Consider the following 18,881-nt stretch of genomic DNA (forward strand, 5'->3'; position numbering starts at 1 on the left):
CTGAGAAGACAAGCATTTATTATTAGTACATGTGAGTTTTTCTTTGATGGAAGACATTAAATAAAAAGAGACCAAACTACCCCCGCTTATTGAAATGGTCAAAAGATTTTTAGATGTTAGATGACAGAAGGTATCCAATATCAGTAATCAATCTCCTTCCCTGTTCATTGTCACTTAGTCCATCTATCAAAACAACGGCATAATACGTTTCGTTACCTCGCATGAGAATAGCACTATCATGTTCCGCTCCCTGTAGTTCTCCAGTCTTATTCGCAGCTTGAAACGCTGATCCTATACGTGCTGGAAGCTTATGCCGAAACTGCTGCATTTCTAGCATTCTCATTATTTTTTCGCAACTAGATTTTCGCAAAAAGTTTCCTTCACATATTTCCTTTAGGCACTTTACTACGTCAGAGGCACACGTATAATTATCAATCCCTTGTTTAACAGCTGTTTCGTCCATCATATAGCGGTTTAAAACGGTTTTCTTTAATCCTAGATTTTTAGCACATTCGTTAATTTTTTCAAATCCTACTAAAGAAATGAGCTCATTTGTAGCTGTGTTGTCAGAAACCATTATCATAAGGGCAAGCAGCTCTTCCACTTTAATATGTGTTAACCGCGGAAGAGCTCTAAGTACACCTGCTCCGCCAACCGTGTTTTTTTCCATTCTTTGAATGACAGATGTTAAAGCCAAGATGCCCTCATCAATTTGACGAAACGCTTCTATTGCAAGCAGCAGCTTGATTGTACTTGCTGCTCGTTGTTGGATAAAAGAATTAATCTGTATGGATTCTTTCCCTTCAATATGAATCCGTATAAGTCCATTATTACTCCGTTTCCATTTCGTAACTGCATCTTCTATTTTCACTCTTGCTTTTTCCATCATTTTGTCGCAGCTGTTTCAATATAGTTGGTACTCATTATCTTTTGATTGTATAAGTGGCAGGCCACAAAATGATTTTCTTCAACTTCCTGCCACTCTGGTTTTTGAGTCTTACAGGCTGCTACTGCAAGAGGACAGCGTGTATTAAACACGCAGCCAGAGGGAGGGTTAATGGGGCTTGGCAATTCTCCTTTAAGAACAATTCGCTTCCGATTATCCTCAACGTCAGGATCAGGAATAGGAATAGCTGACAGTAGAGCTTGAGTGTATGGGTGAAGCGGTTTTTGATACAGCTCCGAACTTGTTGTTAATTCTACTAAATGCCCTAAATACATAACTCCAATACGACTGCTTATATGCTTTACCATCGACAAGTCATGTGCAATAAATAAATAAGTTAACCCTTTTTCTTTTTGGAGTTTTTTTAATAAATTAACTACTTGAGCCTGTACAGATACATCTAAAGCAGAAATAGGTTCGTCTGCAATAATGCATTCTGGATTTAACGCTAAAGCTCTCGCAATCCCTATGCGCTGGCGCTGCCCGCCGCTGAACTCATGAGGATAGCGGTTGGCATGATCACGATTTAGCCCCACATCTTCTAGCAGCTCATACACCCGGTTCAGCATTTCTTTTTTATTGGAATAAAGTCCGTGAACCTCCATTGGTTCTGAGATAATCTCCTTTACGGTAGAACGAGGATTCAGTGAAGCATATGGATCTTGAAAAATCATTTGCATATTACGATGAAAAGCAAATTTCTCTTTCTCTGATAGCTCATGCACGTTTTTCCCTTTATAAAGCACCTCTCCTGATGTACGGTTATACAATCCAATGATTGTTCGCCCGGCAGTGGATTTTCCGCAGCCGGATTCACCAACAAGTCCAAAGGTTTCTCCTTTTGAAATATAAAAAGACACGCCGTCTACTGCTTTCAAAACCTGCTTGTTCGTAATTGAAAAATATTTGCTCAGCTGCTTTACTTCTAACAAATGCTTCGCTGTCATAACTGCCACCTCCTAATAATAGCGCCGGGCTGCGCACAGCTCTTCTTCATAAAGCGTTCCTTTTAATTCAATCAGTTCGACGGTTTTACCCGTTTTAGGTGAATGAAGCATTTTTCCTTTGCCATAACAAATACCAACATGGTGGATAGACCCCTTCCCTTTTTCATAAGCGAAAAACAATAAATCTCCGGGTTGAATAGAGTCTAATCCTACTTCTTTGCCTTTCCTTGCTTGATCGGTGGCATCTCTTGGAATAAGATAGCCGTTTGCTTGATGAGTAGCATAGGCAAACCCGGAACAATCATATCCCCAAGCACTCATGCCCCCCCATAAATATGGAAGATTCAAAAACTGTTCTCCTGCTGCAATAATCATATCTCCAGTTCCTTTTGTTGTTTTACGGTTTCTATCCTCTATTACAACAGCATCTTGACGTTTTATTCTCCCAGTGCCAACCGGTGTTTGAACCTCTAGCCATTCTTTATCTTCTTTTAAAAGAGGCAGCTGCGTTTGATAACTAATTTGCAAGGTTTCTTCCGCTAGCTGCAGTGTCGCAATCGCTGCTGATACCACTGCCGTTGGTTTATTCAATGGAGAATATTCAGCTTGGGAAATCAGTTGGTGGAAAGGAACCCACCCGGGATATCCTCTTTCATCTTTAGAAGAAAACTGAGAAGGAATAACGATTTTTGCCCATTTACCTTTCAGTTCCGTTACATATACTTCTTCTCCTAGTAACAGCTGCGTTTGAACTAAATTTTTCTCACAAAGCTCCAACCGACGTGTATACGTTAATTGCTCCAGCCATTTATCCAGTTTTACTGGGACACTTGTTGCATTGTCATCTATTTCTCTGCTAGAGTCATAGGAAGTCCAAACAGTCGCCACAGCTACACAAACGTAATACGCTTTTTTATCCATCACTTATTTCTCCTCCCTGCAGGTTTAACCTTCAGCGTTCGACTTTATCTTTTGGTAATGTAATACCGGATTCAAATTCCACCATTCGTTCATAAGTCGACATCGTGGCATAACTTCCAATTCCCACAGCTGTTTGAGGCGAGCAATGCCCGATGCGAAACCCTCTCATAACAGGCTTTTTTAAAGAAGTCAGGTAACTTGTTAATGCCTCTTCTAATGAAAGCGACTCTGTACGTTTTTTAGGATAGCAGTTATGGAAATCTCCGATAAGAATTCCCGCTGCATCCTGCAGTTTATTGGCCATATACAGCTGTGTCATCATGCGGTCAATTTCATACGGCTCTTCGTCAATATCTTCAATAAATAAAATTTTATTTTTCGTATCTAGTTCAAATGGAGTGCCAAGCGTGCTCACGAGCAAAGTCAGATTTCCTCCTATCAGCTGACCAGTTGCTTCTCCTTCACAAATAGTGTCGAGCGGGCTAATTTGATCCGTATAGTAAAAAGAACGGTGAGAAAATAATTGATAAAAAGCTTGCTTCGTCTCTATATGAACATCTTCTTTTCCGATATCCGACGAAAGCATTGGCCCGTGAAAGGTAACCAAACCTGTGCGCTGATGAATAGCGGTATGTAAAAACGTAATATCGCTATATCCCCAAAAAATCTTTGGGTTTTGCTTAATTAAATTGTAGTTTAATTGCGAGGCAAGCCTAGCAGTCCCGTACCCTCCGCATGCACAGATAATTGCCTTTACTTCCTTATTGGCAAACATCGCATGTATATCGGCTGCTCGCTGTTCATCAGTCCCTGCCAAGTACCCGTTTTTTTTATATAAATGCGCACCCGTTACTACGTTTAATCCTATTTCCTTCAAATATTCTAGTCCTTTTTTTAGATTGTGCTGATTAGGCGGACTAGCAGGTGCAATAACAGCTACTGTATCACCTTTTTTTAATCGTTTTGGTTTGATCATTTGCTACACTCCTTTTGTGTAAAGAAATGAAGAAAGTGAAACTTGGGTCAGAAGGGAATTGAAATCCCCTCTGACGAAAAGTTCCACTTTACTGTTTATCTGCCCACTTCAAATCTAAATAACCAACAGGATGACGAACAATTCCAGATACGTTATCTTTTATTAAAAACACATAGTTGTAGAAATGAATAGGAATGATCGGCATCTCATCAAATAAAATACCTTCTGCCTTATACATAAGCTCAAAACGTTTTTTATTATCCGTTTCGTTCATAGCTTGTTTAATTAACTTATCATATTCTTTATTGCTCCAAGCTGTACGGTTCATTGAATGACCCGTCTGGAAGCTCTCTAAAAAGTTGATTGGATCTGCATAATCAGCTAAAAACGAACTTCGTGACAGCTGAAACTTTAACGCTTTTTGTTCTTCTTGGAAAACATTCCATTCCATATTGGCAAGCTTCACATCTACACCTAGATTTTCTTTGAACATTTGCTGAAGTGCTTCTGCTATTTTTTTATGTGTATCGTCTGTACTGTATGTTAGCGTAATAGCTGGCAGCTTTTTATATCCTTCTTCTTTCATTCCTTTTTTCAGAAGTGCTTTTGCTTCTTTGCCATCTGTTTTTAGTAAGTCACCGCCCGTTTTACGGAAATCCTTTCCATCTGCATCTTTAAATCCGTATGATACAAACCCGCGAGCTGGTTTTTCTTTATTTTTTGTAACAAAATTAACAATTTGATCTTGATCTACAGCCATTGCGAATGCTTTACGGATATTTTTGTTTTGAAAGGGCTCTTTATCTAAGTTAAAGCGATAGAAGTAAGTTCCCGCTTGGTCTTCGATATAAACATCTCCATCTTTCAGCAGCTTTTCACTTAAATCCGATGGAATTTCAGAAACATCTAGTTCTCCATTTTGATACATTTGGTATTCTGTGTTTGTATTTTCAACAATTGCCCATTTTACCTTATCGAGCTTTACATTTTTAGCATCCCAGTACTGATCGTTTCTTTCCATTACTAGATTACTGTTATGCTTCCATTGAGTTAATTTGAAAGGACCATTAGCAACAAACGAATCTGCTTCTGCAAACCATTTCGGATTTTTTGTTGCTACTTTTTCATTAATTGGAAAAAACGCTGGATTGGAAACTACGCTTAAGAAATAGGCTTGCGGACTTTTAAGCGTAACTTCAAAAGTTTTGTCATCTAGCGCTTTGACTCCTACTTGATCAGCACTGCCTTTACCCGTATTAAATTCTTCTCCACCTTGAATAAAATAGCCTAAAAACGCCGCTGGAGAACCAGTCTTAGGATCTAACAGCCTCTTCCAAGCAAACACAAAATCACTTGCTTTTACGTCATCTCCATTTGACCATTTAGCATCTTTTCGCAAATGAAATGTATAGACTTTTTTATCGTCAGAAATATCCCATTTCTCGGCCATTGCTCCTTCAGGCTCATCGCTTTTTCCTAAACGAGTCAGCCCCTCCATTAAGTTATTAAGCATATTCCATGAATATGAATCAAACCCAATAGGCGGATCAAAAGACGTAGGTTCTGCGCCATTATTCATATAAAGGACCTTACCGTCTTCTTTTGCTGTACTGCTTTTCTTTTCTGGCTCCGCGCCTGAATCTTTTGTGGCCGTACAGGCAGCAAGTGCAAATATAAGTACACACATCATTAGTAAAGACCCTATTTTTTTCATCATTTTCCTCTCTTTCATAAGTTCGCTATTCATCTATAAATCTAGCTTATAGTTGTTACAAATTTTTGGGCTCTCTCATCTTGAAGCCAGCAGTGCACTTGGTGACTTTCTTTCAGCTTTGTCGACGTAGGATACATGCGATCACACACTTCCATTACGTAAGGACAGCGAGGTGCGAACGAACATCCAGATGGAGGTGCAAATAAATCGGGAGGTGAGCCTGCAATAGGCACAAGCTCACTTTCGTATAGATCTAACCGAGGAACTGAACGCAGCAACCCTTTTGTATACGGATGCTGCGGCGTATAAAAGATGTCTCTTCTTGTTCCAATTTCTACAATCTTTCCTGCATACATTACGGCAACACGGTCAGCTACCTGAGCAACTACACCTAAATCATGGGTAATTAAAACAATGGAGACATCCGTTTTCTGCTGAATATCCTTAAATAATTCTAAAATCTGCGCCTGTATCGTGACGTCAAGGGCTGTGGTAGGTTCATCAGCAATTAGCACTTCGGGGTTGCATACAAGGGCCATTGCAATGACAATACGCTGTCTCATTCCCCCGCTAAATTCATGAGGATATTGCTTTAGGCGTTCTTTAGGATTTGGAATTCCGACTAGCTCCAGCATTTCAAATGCTTTTTCTTTGGCTTTTTCTTTTGAAATGTTTTCATGTTGCATAATATTTTCTGCAATTTGCTCACCTACGCGAAGAGTTGGATTAAGCGCAGTCATAGGATCCTGAAAAATCATCGAAATATCAGCGCCTCGAATGTCTCGCATTTTCTTTTCTGATAGTTTTGTTAAATCCTGGTCTTTAAATAAAATAGAGCCGCTTGTGATCCTTCCCGGAGGTGTTGGAATTAACCTCATGATACTTTGAGATGTTACGCTTTTTCCGCAACCTGACTCTCCTACAATCGCTAGGGTTTCTCCTTTATGTAAATCAAAACTAACGCCTCTTACAGCTTGAACTTGCCCTCCGTAAGTTGAAAACTGTACGTGTAAGTTTTTGATTCGGATTATTTTTTCCATTTGCTTACCTCCTTAATTTCGGATCAAGTGCATCTTGCAGTCCGTCTCCAAGGACATTAAAAGCAAACATGGTAAGAGAAATAAAAAACGCGGGAAAAAACAAACGCCACCAATAGCCTGATAGAATCGTTGATAAACCATCGTTTGCCATTACTCCCCAGCTCGCATAAGGAGCCTGTACACCCAGCCCTAAAAAGCTTAAAAAAGCTTCAGCAAAAATGGCAGTTGGTACGGTTAGTGTCATTTGAACGATAATCGGTCCCATCGTATTTGGAAGCAGGTTTCGCTTAATGATACGGCTTGTTTTTGTTCCAAACGTTTTGGATGCAAGCACGTATTCATAGTTTTTTATTTGCAATACTTGCCCCCGTACAATTCTCGCCATCCCGATCCAACCTGTAACGGAAAGTGCCACAATAATCGTAGAAAGCCCGGGTCCCATGACTACCATTAGTAAAATTACCACTAATAAATAAGGAAGACCGTATAAAATTTCAATTACGCGCATCATGACATTATCTGTTTTTCCTCCTTTATAGCCTGAGAAGCCCCCGTAAATGACACCGATGATAAAATCAATAAGCGCTGCCATCAGCCCTACAAATAAGGAGATTCTAGCCCCGTACCATGTCCGAGTGTACATATCTCTGCCTAAGTCATCCGTTCCAAACCAATGACTAGCTGAAGGAGGAAGGTTTTGCTCTGTAAAAGAGGCTTTCGTTACGCTGTAGGGTGAAAACATAGGACCGAATATAGCCATCACAACGAGGATGACTAAAAAAAAGAGACCCAGCATGGCCAACTTGTTTTTTACAAGCCTGCGCCATGCATCATGCCAATAAGAAAGACTCGGCCTTACAACTGCTTCGGCTTCAGATTTCTTTTTTTTCTTTGGCGTAAACCACTCATCAGGAATTTGCTTATACTCCTGTTTTTCCAGCACGTTATCCCTCCTTCTTATACAGTTTGATTCGTGGATCAAGTATTCCGTAAGCAATGTCTACTAAAAAAAGCATAATGATGAGAATCGAACTGTAAAAGACCGTAGTGCCCATAATTACGGGGTAGTCTCTCGTATTAATACTGTCCACAAAATATTTCCCCATGCCAGGAATAGCAAAGACTTGTTCAATAACAAATGTGCCAGTTAATACGCTGGCTGCAATCGTTCCAAGAACTGTTATAACAGGCATTAAAGCATTTCTAAGCGCGTGTTTAAGTACAATTTTCATTGGCGAAAGCCCTTTTGCACGCGCTGTTCGAATATAATCTTGAGTTAGTACTTCTATCATGCTTGAGCGAGTCAAACGTGCAATAATAGCCATAGGACCGGTGGCAAGAGCTAGAGTCGGAAGAATCATATGTAAAGGGCTCGTCCACGTAGCAGCGGGTAAAATTTTAAAATTAACAGAAAGCTGTTGAATTAACAACGTGGCCATAACAAAATTTGGAATCGACAATCCGATAACTGCTATGCTCATCGCAATGTAATCAATTATTCCGTTTCTTCTAAGAGCAGCGATAATGCCTAGTGTAATACCGGAAATCACCGCAAGAATTAACGTCACCATTCCAAGTTCAAATGACACGGGAAACCCTCTTCCTAAAAGGTCGTTAACCGTTTGAGACGGCTGTTTAATAGAAGGACCAAAGTCAAAGGTAACAATGGATTTCAAATAAAGAACATATTGCACAGCTAGCGGCTCATCTAAGTGATAAAATGATTCCAGGTTTTTTTGAACTGCATCGCTTGTTGCTCGTTCTTCATTAAATGGAGATCCAGGAATCGAATGCATTAAAAAGAAGGTTAAGGTCACAATTACCCACAGCGTAACAAGCATGGATAAAAATCGCTTTAAAATATAACTTTTCACCTTTATCCCACCTTCTAACAGAATGTTGTGCGCGTAGCTAATTCAGTCATAACAAGCATGGCCTGATAAGCTTCTAAAATATCTTTTGCTTGAAACCGAACGGTCGTCGTTCCAGGTTCAATTTCTGTGCCCGGCATTAAATGCGCCCACTCTGCTTGACCATAATTTGCAAATTCTATTCGTAAGGTTGGGTGTTTAGGTGGAATTAAAGGTTTAACAAGGTGTTTGTGCTGAATAGCTGCGGCTGTTTTTTCTTGAAGTAATTGTTCTGCTTTCTTAGGGGTTAATGTTTTGGCTGCAGAACGTGAAATGGCCTGTTTGACGATAGCAGTCGTCACGTTTGGAATAAGCTGCTGCGCTTCCAGCGCCGTTTGGTCATCACCAGCTACCATTAAAACTGGCACGCCGTAATAGCCTGCGACGTATGCGTTGAAGCCTAACTCTCCAATATTCATATCGTCTATGTACATATTGCGAGCACCAAATATCATTGAATGAGACATGACACCAGGCATGGATGCTTTAGCATGATACCCTAGAAATATAGCACCATCAAAAGTCTGATCTAATCCCTGTACCATTGAATATGGTTTTACGCTTCCTGAAATAAGCTGAGTTTCTGGATGAAGACGTTCAACAAGGAGATTATTCATACTCGAATGACTGTCATTTACCACAACTTCTGAGCACTTTTCTCTAAACCCTGCATAAATGACTGCATTCGCTTCATCCGTCATTATTTTGCGGCTTCTTTCATAATTCTCTTTCTCTCGCAGAACATTTGTGTGATCGACGAGTCCCGTAATTCCTTCCATATCAACCGACAGGTATAGTTTCATTTGTCTTATCCCTCCTCCTTCCTTGACTGTTAGTCAGTTCATTATAAATTATTCTTATGTTTATAATTTATAATTGTAAGAAAATTATAAATTATCTTTCTTCTTTTTACAACAATATATTGAATCTTTTGACATTTTACTCGTCATCCTTTTAACAAGATATCGCTTACAAATTGGAAATCCCATGGTAAAATAATAGAGCAACCTGTTGGTTCATTCAGCCGCTCGTCGGCATTAATTGAGGTGTTAAGAATGTTTCGAGTTTCCATTGCTTCGCTACAATGGTTTTTATTTATGATTTCTAATAGTATGATTGTTCCTATTGTAATTGCTTCTCAGTTTCATTTAAACGCAGCAGATTCTATTCAATTTTTACAGCGAACGTTATTTATTTTGGCTTTATCCGGGCTCTTGCAGGTGTTTATAGGGCATAAATACCCAATCATGGAAGGGCCAGCTGGCGTTTGGTGGGGCGTCTTTTCTCTGTATGCGAGTCTTGGAACCGTTCTGTTTGGTTCTCACTCCGAAACGCTTCGCGTGCTGCAGTTCACCCTTCTTATAAGCGGGATAATTGCTATTTTAATGAGCCTGTTTGGTCTCATTGATAAACTAGCAAAATACTTTACTCCAACGGTTACCGGTACATATTTAATTTTATTAGTGACGCAGCTCAGCGGTTCCTTTTTAAAAGGAATGTTTGGCATTACAGAAACGAATTCAGCTATTAAACTTCCAATTGCGCTGACTTCAGCTGCGATTTTGCTGCTGACTTTTTATTTATTATCACACCGGACGTTAAATAAACTCAGCATTATTATTAGTATTGGTGTAGGCTGGGGAGTATTTGCAATGTTAGGGTTAGCTAAACCTATCGAATTTCAGGCGCAGTTATTTTACATACCTAAAGTGTTTGTATTCGGAGCTCCTCGCGTTGAATGGAATATGGTTGTTACTGCTTTTTTTGTAACACTCATTTTAATTACAAACATGCTCGCTTCTATTCGTGTTGTTGAGTCTGTTTATAAACACAAAGGAGAAAAAATTGAAAAAGACAATATTAAACGTTCCGGGATGGTTTCGGGTATAAGCCAGCTGCTTGGAGGATTGTTTTCAGGTGTCGGTGCCGTTCCTATTTCAGGTTCCGGTGGATTTATTTCAGCTACAAATCTTTATAGTCGAGTTCCTTTTATTGTAGCATCGTGTCTTTTGCTTTTTCTGAGTATCTTTACCCCTTTAACGTCCATTATGTCCGCTCTTCCTCCTGCCGTCGGATACGCGGCAATCTTTCCTGTTTTTACAGGTATGATGGCTCTTGGAATTGGAGAATTCAAGCATGCCAAACAGCCCGAAAAAGCAATGAAAAAAGCAGGTATTGCGCTGCTGTCGGGGATAGGGGTTATGTTTTTGCCTTCTCAAGCTTTTTCAACACTTCCTCCTTTAGTTACTACGTTTTTAAGCAATGGATTAGTTCTTGGTACCATTATCATTCTTGCACTGGAAATTTCCGAATCACTTTCGTTGAAAAGACAAGATGCAAAAGAGGGATAAAAAAAAGAAGCTGAAACTCAGCTTCTTTTTTTACCTTTTTACCGTTAATCCTTTTAGTTCATCGTCTTCCATAGCCATTTCATAAAATTCTCCCGTTTCATCGTGCGCTAAAACATAATCCAACTCTTCCTGAGCAGAGGCAGTTTTTCCAAGAACAGCTAGGTAGCATGCCAAGTTATAGCGAATAAAAAGATCTTCGTCTCCGCTTTCTACTCTGGTTATCATAAGCGAAGCTGCTGCTTCTGTTTCACCTTCTAAATGATACGCGATACCTAAATCGGTATACATTCCTTCATACTCTTGACGCTGTTCAATTGCTTTTTGAAGAAGCTGAACAGTTTCATGATAACGTTCCGTTTTATTATACAGTTTTGCTAGTCCTGCATATATATCAGGCTGATAAATCTCCTGCTGAAGTAATTCTTGAAAAGCAGCCTCTGATTTTTCTACCTCTTCAAGGCTACTCAAAATAAATGCTCGGTATATCTGCAAATCTATATGATTTGGCTGCTGTTTGAGAAGTTTTTGAACTAAGTTTAGCGCTTCATGTGCAGCCTGTTCATTTGCTTGGATATTAACGAGTATATTGGCTAAATGATAGGCAACATCAAAATCCCAGCTTTGATGCAGCGATTTTTTCAGCACGGTGATGCTATCTTCAATCAACCCTTTCTCTTCGTAAAAAGCCGCAAATGCATGCACAGCCTCTTTATTATTTCGATCCGTTTTTATGGCAAGTTCATACAATTCAATCGTTAAGCCAAGCAGCGTAACCGTTTTTGCTTTTGCTTTGAATTTTGCTAAGCTTCGTTTGAAGATAGATCCTTGCTGCTCTTCTACGACCGAATCGGCATACTCATTTAAAGCCTCGGCTGCGTTTTTAAATAACAAACTTTTGCTTTGTTTTTCCATTTTTATCTTTTTTAAATCTGCCGTAAGCCCGGACAGTTTTTTTCCATTTGGAAAGCTAGACATGAACGTTTGAAATAGAGCGTAATCTTCCGGATCCTCACTTAGCAACTCTGTAAGAACTTTTCTAGCTTCTTCATATCTCTGTTCCATGATGAGCCATTTTGCCTGATGATGGCGAATAGCAGGATTCTGTAGATCTAGTTCAAGAGCCTTCTCTAGATACGCTTCAGCCTGTGAAATGTCTCCTTTTAGACGATACACATGAGCCTGGCTGTCAGCGAGCCATTGAGGTAGCACAATTTCCTCTACGCTCTTTAATACCTCTAACAGCTCTTCATACTCTTTCTCTGTTTCACAAAGTGAAGCTACGTGCTCAACGTTTACTTCCATAGGATTCAGCTGTATCCATTGAAGCAGCCAATTTCTTTCAGCCGTTCGATTTTGTTCTTCACAAGCCATTTCGGCAAGCTTCATACAAGCGGCTTCAAATGTTTTATCAAGAGTTAAGCACTTTTGGAAGGCCTCTTTTGCTTCAGTGATGCGATTCATTGATTGATATATTTCACCTAGCCGATAATATGGCAAAGCATCTTGCTTGATACGAAGCGCTTGATGATAAAGTTTCTCACTTTTTGTTAGCTGCTTGGCTTGTTCGTATAATATGCCTAAATAGCACATGTACAAAATCTCATTAGGGTGCTCTTGATGTTCTGCAGTTAAAAACTTAATTCCACGAGTCAATAACGCCGTGTCTTCTAAATAACCCGTATATGCTTCTAACACTTCATCTAACGCTGTTTGAGCAAAATGAATTCCCTCTTCATAAAGAGCAAATCCAAACTCTATCGTTTGATTGTCTAGCTCCTTTTGTTTTGCTGCATCTAAAAGCATGCTGCCTGCATCCAACATGACGTCGCTGTTCGATGAAAACTTCTGCGCAATAAGCGTGAGCGTATCAACGGCCGTTAAATGTTCACCGGTTTCTAAATACGCATAAGATAAACCCAAATACATAAGGGCATCTTCCTCTATTTTTAAGCCTTCTTTATACAGAGCAATAGCTTCTTCGTACCTTTGATTCGCGACGTATAAATCGCCTAGTCTTCCTCGAATTGTCATGTCGCCCGGTAGATGCTTCATGCCTTCTTTGAGATAGCTTTCAGCTTCGTCCGTTTTTTCTAGTTGATATTGTAGCAAATCAGCTATCGAAAGATATGGATAAGGAACAGTCGGCAAAAGCTGTTTAGCTACTTGAAACCCCCGGTAAGCTTTACGAAACTTTTTTAAATGTTCATCACAACGGGCTCTTTCAAACCAGCTGTGCGCATCTTTTGGGTTTTCCTTTACTAACGCGTCGAAAAGATTTCTGGCTTCTGCGTATCTTTCTTTCTCCATTAAAATAAGTCCGTGATTGATTTGTGTATAAGATTCATCACTATACATATTTAAGGAAATAGTCGAGCATTCAAAAGCCTTTTCGAGGTTTCCTTGGTACATGTATGCAAGTGCTAGATAGCTCCAGTTCAAATGCTGCTCTACGTCTAATTGCAGCGAGCTGCGCAGTGCTTCAACAGCCTCATCATATTTCTCTTCATCCAGCGCAATTCTTCCTTTAAGATAGTGATAAAAAGAGCTATGCTTTTTGTTATCTATGTGGTGTAACAAGGAAGATGCTCCCTTACTGTCGTCAAGTTTAAAAAAGGCATATGCGGCGTGAAGCTTAAGATAATCATGATTGCTATATTTCTCTAACACATGATTAATACACGTACGAATATAGGCTTCATGCTCTTTTCTGTACAAATGCTTCATACTGTAAATAGCGGAAAATGGAACATGCTCATTTGCTTTTAATAAAGAAACGAGATCGTTAATGTGGGCCTCTTCATCCGCTTCAACTAGTTCGATTAAGTCATACAGCTGACGGATAAACTCATCTTGCTCTTTAGAAAGTGAAGCGAGATCCGCTGCCGCTTTAGAAGCAACAATTGATAAAAACCCCGAATTAGCGTAATGCTGATCAAAATTTTTATATTCTACATATGTTGGACTTAGAAAATTAGCATCTTGTACATGGAAAAGTTCAAGTTCATCATCGTAGCCAAATACAACTTGAACGTGGGAAGCTTGTTCAAATTCCAGACTGACCAAAATAGGCAGCCCTTTGTCTAATAGTTCTTTAAACTGTTCAACTGTGCCTGTGAAAAACATCGCTGCAAAGCCAAGAGATTCAAAGTAGCTCACCGCAGTTGATAATTTGGATCCTAAGCCGCCGTAAATACGCGTTCCAATCTCATCCTGTGTTTTTTCGGTATGTAAAAGCCTTAACATCATACTCATACTGGCTGGCACGCAATAATTATCTTTTTGAACGATGGGTACAATCGGAAGCTTGATTGTACTGAATTTATCGTCTGTATGCTTTCCGATTAATTTTTGATAAGGTGAATCTTTTAAACATCGCTTGGTCGAGAGCAGATGCATAAGCTGAGATTGCTGCTGCTGTTCAAAATAAATGTCGGCGCGCAGCAGCGTAAAAAAATCTTGATAATCGTGATAGGGTAACTTTGAGTCGATAAATTCAATCGTTTCAAGCAAGAGAGAATACTCTTTCAAATCTTTTAATCGCATCACTTTATCCATATATAAAGACGGAAGCTGTGGATAGCGAACAATAGCCTCGTTAATTGTTTCAAGCGCTTGTTCATGCTTCCCTTCGTACGCATATAAGTCCGCTAGCATTGCATAGCAAAAATCTCCATTCTCCTTATATGCCGTTCCTTCTTTTAAGCAGGCTTCAGCTTTCATTCTGTCGTTGAGCTGCAAATAAAAATATCCCCATCTGTCAGCCATACCCTTTTGGTTATGTGACGTTACTTGTTTCATCCACTTAGAAGCTTCATCCACTTGTTTCATTTCTAAAAGAATTCTTACCTTTAAAAAATAGATTTTCTCAAGCTGTTCCTTTTTAACTGATTCCGTATCCAGCTGAGAAATTAATAAAGAAAGTCTATCATCAGCGTCAAGTATCTTGCCTTCGCGCAGGAGATCATCGCAATAAAGAGTCACCATTCGAATCGAGCCAAATCGACGATAGCCATATGTCGTTAACATTCGGCTTACACGATTTAATAAAGCCTCATCACAAAAGCGGATAAGCTCGTACAGCTCTTCTTCCGTTTGTAAGTGTGTCAACCATTCTTTCACAATCCCCGCAAGGCTCTTTGGTTGAAGGCTTTGTACTTCTTCTGTTATATACGCTACAAGATCAAATATTTGATAATGATCCACCATGCTTTTTAATTTCTGATAATTTATACTCAATTCAAAACCACCTTATTCAATAAAATAAGAACTATTACATCTGCTGTCTATAAATTGAAGTATAAGAAATTTCAAGGATTTTTTCTAGACACAATATAAATTTAAGCATATTGACGGGTCTTTAAATAGCAAAGAGCTGTCTTTTATCATAAGACAGCTCCGTAAAATCACACTTCAGCTTTCTTCAGTTTTACGCCGCCTTCAGGTTTTGGTTTGATAGCTTTTAAAACTAAAATGGCACCTACTGCACTAACCCCTAGAGACGTTTGGAACACAGCCATGTCCGACCACTTCATAAGCAATGTATAAAGAGGAGGCCCAGCTGCTACTCCGACAAAGCGCATCGAACTGTAAAGAGACGTAATGGTTCCTCTCTCTTCCTTTTCAATTCCTTCTGTAATAAGTGCATCAAGACTGGGAAGAGCTGCTCCAATTCCAATTCCACCAAGCACTAAAGTGAGTAAAATACTAAAAAGAGACGTATTAAAAAATAAAATGATGAAAGAACATGTTAACAATAAAAAGCCAAAAAAAGCAGACCACTTCATAACGATTTTATTGTTGCCAACTTTTTTCCCCGCCACAAAAGAAGAAATAGATAAAGCGAGCAAAGGAATAGCCATTACCAAGCCTTTTTTCGTATTCACAATATGATAACGCTCCTCTAGTATGGTCGATAGGTAAAATAAAACCCCGAATAATACAAGCATAATAATGGCGCCTAAAATAAAAATAGCCATAAGCCATCCAATATTTTCTTTGAGCGTCTTCTTCAAATCCTTCAAAAACTGCGTGATACTTTTCTTTTTTTGTTCAGATTCAGAAGAACTATCATTTTTCGGAACTTTTACTAAAAAGATAACTAAAAGAATCGAAATAAGGCAAAGAATAGGAATGAACCAAAAAGGAAGAAACCAAATCATAGCCGCTAAAAAAGCTCCCAGTATTGGGCTTAGTACTTTCCCAAACGTATTGGCTGTTTCAATTAAACCTAGTCCTTTTGTAATTTCTTGCTCGTCTTTGAACATATCTCCTACACAAGGCATCACAACAGGCATAGCCCCTGCTGAACCTATTCCTTGAATCGCGCGGCCAATTAAAATAACCCAAAATGGATTGGCCATTTGCCATGAAGCCCAGCCTGTTAAAGCCCCTCCTACTGCAGCAAGCAGCAAACTAGGAATAATAATTTTCTTGCGGCCAAATCGATCTGATAAATAACCAGCAATCGGGATTAAAAAAATAGCGAAAATTGAGTAGACCGTGATAATCATGGATACCTGCAGCGAGCTTATCTGTAGACGTTTTTCAATCACCGGCAACACCGGAATTAACATTGAATTTCCGAGGGTCATGATAAGTGGCACAGAAGCAAGAGCAAGTAAATCCAATTTTTTTCTACTTTCCATAGCGTCCTCCAAACCTTACTTCTAATTAACGTCACAATCACACGTTTTTCAATTTAAGCTTTATAAAACTTCTCGTGTTCATTGATTTCAAAGCTTAACTATCTCATTACATAAGATGATGTGTATCTATATTTTTTAGCTAAAAAGGTAATTGCTATTCATGGTTTCACTGTTCTTCTTTAATTTATTGAACTTTGTTATTTATTCTTGTTAATACTTGTAAAAACACATGTTTTTAATCCCATATATGAAGAAGCGTACGAGTATCTCCGTACGCTTCTTCATATATAGGCGTCATCTTATTACACTACTTCACCTCGATGACCATCTCCATCATACATAAACTGTTTATCAATAATATGTTCGATATATATGGTTGTCAAATCGCTTTTTTTCACTTGAGCTACAATTAATCCTAACGGATCACCAATGGTGAAGCTTGTTCCATTTTGAAACATTAACAGCTGCTCATTTAAATGCAATACGCGCTTATAAATTTGTTCTTTCTCTAGGCTGCTGCGGCTCTTTGCTGCTTCGAGCGTTGAAAATAACAAAATGATTTCTTTTCCATTTATTTGTGTACGATACATACACGACCCACTCCTTATCACCGCGTTAAAATTATGCTGACTATACTTTTATTATAAACTAAATTTTCAGTTATTTTTCATCTCACAAGAAATTTTTTTATTAAAAATAGACTATGTCCACGTTAAATAAAATTTAATTTTCAGAAAAGTTAAATTTTAATATTGAAATTTTATTTCTTCTTATTATATAATATAAACAATCATTTACCTCTATTGGAAATGATAATTCGAGTTTCAGCAGCATGATGCTGCACAGTACTAGGGGGATTCAAGTTATGCAAAATGGTAAAGTAAAATGGTTCAACAATGAAAAAGGCTATGGCTTTATTGAAGTTGAAGGCGGAAGCGACGTATTTGTACATTTTTCTGCCATCCAAAGCGAAGGTTATAAATCCTTGGAAGAAGGACAAGAGGTATCTTTTGAAATTGTAGAAGGCAATAGAGGCCCACAAGCCGCTAATGTCACTAAGCTATCATAAATAGATCTTTTTATTTTATAGTAAAAGAGACTCTTTTCTGAGTCTCTTTTTTGTTATACCTAGCGTTTGGCCTCAGTAAGCTGCTGGTCACATGTTTGAATAGACTGCATGCACTGCTGAAGAAATTGCTCGTCTACTCCTGTGCCATGAGCTTTGGCAGATTGAAGCTGTGCTTTTGCATCATTAAGCGCATTCGTTGCCTCTTCAAGCTGCTGAGGACTCATACTCATCGTAGCTGTCCCAATCATCTTTTGAGCAGATTGAATGGACACTTCTACTTGCTTTAAATCATTATATCCTGTTGTTACTTCTTCATTTGAAAACTTATCCATTGAAAGAACACCTCCATATGGATAGAATGAAGCTGCTGCCGACAAATTATACACGCTTACTTTTTAGTCAGCAAATCTCCATACTGCTTAATCTTTTCTCCTACGGTACACTCTTTAATACAAAACGTCTGAGCGTATGTTTTGCCCTTTTCTTTGTTAAACGTTTTTTTTACAAAACAATCACTACAGTAGTAATCCAATAACTCCGTTACTTCTTCTAATAATTGTTTACGTTCCACTCTCGTTCATCTCCATTTCGTTCTGTGTGTTACACTTGCTTCCTGCTAGCAATTGGTATCCCTTGAAGAGCTTGAGTCGCAAGCTGGTCGGCCTCTTCATTTTCCTTCCTTGAAATAGGCTCATATACCGGTCGGATACCAAGTTCCTGCATTTTATCTTCTATTCGATCTAAGTACCGATTAAACTCTTCTTCGAAACAGGGCCACTCCCCTGCAAGCTGATTTAATACAACCTGAGAGTCACCTCTAAACGTTACCGGTATATGATGAACACCAAGTTCCTCAAGCTCTTGTATTAAATAATAAAAAGCAGCATACTCTGCCTCATTATTTGATTCTATCTCTTGCAGTCTTGAGTTTCGTCGTATTCGGTAAGACTGGTTGTTCTGTTTAAAATAAATCACAACCCCAAGCCCCGCTAAAAGCGTATCATGCTCATAGCCTCCGTCAAAATATGCCACAATATCGTGAGGCTCTGTCTGTACTTCCTGTAAGAGCTTTTTCGCTTCTTTTACAGTCCATTTTTGCTGCTGCTCATCAAGTAGAAAAATTTCCTTCGTTCGACCTGTTTTTTCTAAATCACCCACAATCATTAGCGCCTCATTCGCATCTGTGAAATCGGATGTGAAAATTAACTGTTTATGTTTCGAGGATTTATAATGCCATTCAATTTGGAAATTCATAACGAGCATTCCTTTCATCAGCAATTTTGAATTCAACACTTTTTCTGCTTTTTTGTATTTTATCTTCTATTATGTCTTTTCATGACAGTTTTCTTACCTAATAAGCGG

General features: G+C 38.9%; 17 protein-coding genes. 2 read left to right on the plus strand and 15 right to left on the minus strand.

Annotated elements, in window-relative coordinates; translation table 11 throughout:
* Positions 1-109 precede the first annotated feature (109 nt).
* The 9 genes from ACRPLY_RS06070 to ACRPLY_RS06110 all read right to left on the minus strand — a co-directional run bounded on the left by ACRPLY_RS06070 (position 110) and on the right by ACRPLY_RS06110 (position 9,257).
* Positions 110-871, minus strand: a complete 762-nt coding sequence (locus ACRPLY_RS06070; RefSeq protein ID WP_255256912.1) for a serine hydrolase — start codon at positions 869-871, stop codon at positions 110-112.
* A 14-nt stretch (positions 872-885) separates the two neighbouring features.
* Entirely contained in the window at positions 886-1,893 is a 1,008-nt protein-coding gene (locus ACRPLY_RS06075) for an ABC transporter ATP-binding protein (protein ID WP_034266569.1), read from the minus strand.
* A gap of 12 nt (positions 1,894-1,905) precedes the next feature.
* Positions 1,906-2,814, minus strand: coding sequence for a C40 family peptidase (locus ACRPLY_RS06080; RefSeq protein WP_098113450.1), 909 nt, complete (start codon positions 2,812-2,814; stop codon positions 1,906-1,908).
* Positions 2,815-2,845: 31 nt separating this feature from the next.
* Entirely contained in the window at positions 2,846-3,790 is a 945-nt protein-coding gene (locus ACRPLY_RS06085; protein WP_034266565.1) for a S66 peptidase family protein, read from the minus strand.
* Positions 3,791-3,878: 88 nt separating this feature from the next.
* Positions 3,879-5,522, minus strand: a complete 1,644-nt coding sequence (locus ACRPLY_RS06090) for a peptide ABC transporter substrate-binding protein (protein ID WP_432231689.1) — start codon at positions 5,520-5,522, stop codon at positions 3,879-3,881.
* Between the two features lie 23 nt (positions 5,523-5,545).
* Positions 5,546-6,544, minus strand: coding sequence for an ABC transporter ATP-binding protein (locus ACRPLY_RS06095; RefSeq protein WP_028414022.1), 999 nt, complete (start codon positions 6,542-6,544; stop codon positions 5,546-5,548).
* A 4-nt stretch (positions 6,545-6,548) separates the two neighbouring features.
* A complete protein-coding gene (locus tag ACRPLY_RS06100) occupies positions 6,549-7,487 on the minus strand; it encodes an ABC transporter permease (protein WP_028414023.1) in 939 nt (312 codons plus the stop codon).
* 1 nt (position 7,488) lies between these two features.
* Complete coding sequence (locus ACRPLY_RS06105) at positions 7,489-8,418, minus strand: ABC transporter permease (protein ID WP_432231670.1); 930 nt, start codon at positions 8,416-8,418, stop codon at positions 7,489-7,491.
* Between the two features lie 14 nt (positions 8,419-8,432).
* Positions 8,433-9,257, minus strand: coding sequence for a M55 family metallopeptidase (locus tag ACRPLY_RS06110; RefSeq protein ID WP_033578456.1), 825 nt, complete (start codon positions 9,255-9,257; stop codon positions 8,433-8,435).
* A gap of 252 nt (positions 9,258-9,509) precedes the next feature.
* On the opposite strand from ACRPLY_RS06110, the gene ACRPLY_RS06115 reads away from it, so the two are divergent.
* Entirely contained in the window at positions 9,510-10,805 is a 1,296-nt protein-coding gene (locus tag ACRPLY_RS06115; RefSeq protein WP_047751354.1) for a purine/pyrimidine permease, read from the plus strand.
* Between the two features lie 30 nt (positions 10,806-10,835).
* Here the strand turns inward: ACRPLY_RS06115 and ACRPLY_RS06120 are convergent, their stop codons facing one another.
* The 3 genes from ACRPLY_RS06120 to ACRPLY_RS06130 all read right to left on the minus strand — a co-directional run bounded on the left by ACRPLY_RS06120 (position 10,836) and on the right by ACRPLY_RS06130 (position 17,040).
* Positions 10,836-15,041 (minus strand): tetratricopeptide repeat protein, encoded by a 4,206-nt coding sequence (locus tag ACRPLY_RS06120; protein ID WP_432231671.1) that lies wholly within the window; start codon positions 15,039-15,041, stop codon positions 10,836-10,838.
* A 167-nt stretch (positions 15,042-15,208) separates the two neighbouring features.
* Positions 15,209-16,450, minus strand: a complete 1,242-nt coding sequence (locus tag ACRPLY_RS06125) for an MFS transporter (RefSeq protein WP_028414028.1) — start codon at positions 16,448-16,450, stop codon at positions 15,209-15,211.
* A gap of 302 nt (positions 16,451-16,752) precedes the next feature.
* Complete coding sequence (locus ACRPLY_RS06130; protein WP_028414029.1) at positions 16,753-17,040, minus strand: hypothetical protein; 288 nt, start codon at positions 17,038-17,040, stop codon at positions 16,753-16,755.
* A gap of 275 nt (positions 17,041-17,315) precedes the next feature.
* Here ACRPLY_RS06130 and cspD point away from each other — a divergent pair, with 275 nt between their 5' ends.
* Entirely contained in the window at positions 17,316-17,519 is a 204-nt protein-coding gene (cspD, locus tag ACRPLY_RS06135) for a cold-shock protein CspD (protein ID WP_013056175.1), read from the plus strand.
* A 59-nt stretch (positions 17,520-17,578) separates the two neighbouring features.
* Here the strand turns inward: cspD and ACRPLY_RS06140 are convergent, their stop codons facing one another.
* From ACRPLY_RS06140 to ACRPLY_RS06150, 3 genes are read right to left on the minus strand one after another with little or no spacing between them, the layout of a single operon-like run.
* Positions 17,579-17,851: a DUF2564 family protein gene (locus tag ACRPLY_RS06140; protein ID WP_028414030.1), complete on the minus strand. Its 273-nt coding sequence runs from the start codon at positions 17,849-17,851 to the stop codon at positions 17,579-17,581.
* Positions 17,852-17,907: 56 nt separating this feature from the next.
* Entirely contained in the window at positions 17,908-18,090 is a 183-nt protein-coding gene (locus ACRPLY_RS06145; RefSeq protein ID WP_013056173.1) for a zinc-finger domain-containing protein, read from the minus strand.
* A gap of 29 nt (positions 18,091-18,119) precedes the next feature.
* Entirely contained in the window at positions 18,120-18,773 is a 654-nt protein-coding gene (locus tag ACRPLY_RS06150; RefSeq protein ID WP_028414031.1) for a ribonuclease H family protein, read from the minus strand.
* Positions 18,774-18,881: the final 108 nt, after the last annotated feature.

Source organism: Priestia sp. TGN 0903, from assembly GCF_050846855.1.
Taxonomy (GTDB): Bacteria; Bacillota; Bacilli; order Bacillales; family Bacillaceae_H; genus Priestia; species Priestia zanthoxyli.

What these genes read in the sequence shown, in the direction of transcription:
- ACRPLY_RS06125 (WP_028414028.1), bottom strand. Translation starts at nt 16,450, where the DNA reads ATGGAAAGTAGAAAAAAATTGGATTTACTTGCTCTTGCTTCTGTGCCA.
- ACRPLY_RS06115 (WP_047751354.1), top strand. Translation starts at nt 9,510, where the DNA reads ATGTTTCGAGTTTCCATTGCTTCGCTACAATGGTTTTTATTTATGATT.
- ACRPLY_RS06095 (WP_028414022.1), bottom strand. Translation starts at nt 6,544, where the DNA reads ATGGAAAAAATAATCCGAATCAAAAACTTACACGTACAGTTTTCAACT.
- ACRPLY_RS06080 (WP_098113450.1), bottom strand. Translation starts at nt 2,814, where the DNA reads ATGGATAAAAAAGCGTATTACGTTTGTGTAGCTGTGGCGACTGTTTGG.
- ACRPLY_RS06130 (WP_028414029.1), bottom strand. Translation starts at nt 17,040, where the DNA reads ATGTATCGTACACAAATAAATGGAAAAGAAATCATTTTGTTATTTTCA.
- ACRPLY_RS06140 (WP_028414030.1), bottom strand. Translation starts at nt 17,851, where the DNA reads ATGGATAAGTTTTCAAATGAAGAAGTAACAACAGGATATAATGATTTA.
- ACRPLY_RS06090 (WP_432231689.1), bottom strand. Translation starts at nt 5,522, where the DNA reads ATGAAAGAGAGGAAAATGATGAAAAAAATAGGGTCTTTACTAATGATG.
- cspD (WP_013056175.1), top strand. Translation starts at nt 17,316, where the DNA reads ATGCAAAATGGTAAAGTAAAATGGTTCAACAATGAAAAAGGCTATGGC.
- ACRPLY_RS06085 (WP_034266565.1), bottom strand. Translation starts at nt 3,790, where the DNA reads ATGATCAAACCAAAACGATTAAAAAAAGGTGATACAGTAGCTGTTATT.
- ACRPLY_RS06075 (WP_034266569.1), bottom strand. Translation starts at nt 1,893, where the DNA reads ATGACAGCGAAGCATTTGTTAGAAGTAAAGCAGCTGAGCAAATATTTT.
- ACRPLY_RS06150 (WP_028414031.1), bottom strand. Translation starts at nt 18,773, where the DNA reads ATGAATTTCCAAATTGAATGGCATTATAAATCCTCGAAACATAAACAG.
- ACRPLY_RS06110 (WP_033578456.1), bottom strand. Translation starts at nt 9,257, where the DNA reads ATGAAACTATACCTGTCGGTTGATATGGAAGGAATTACGGGACTCGTC.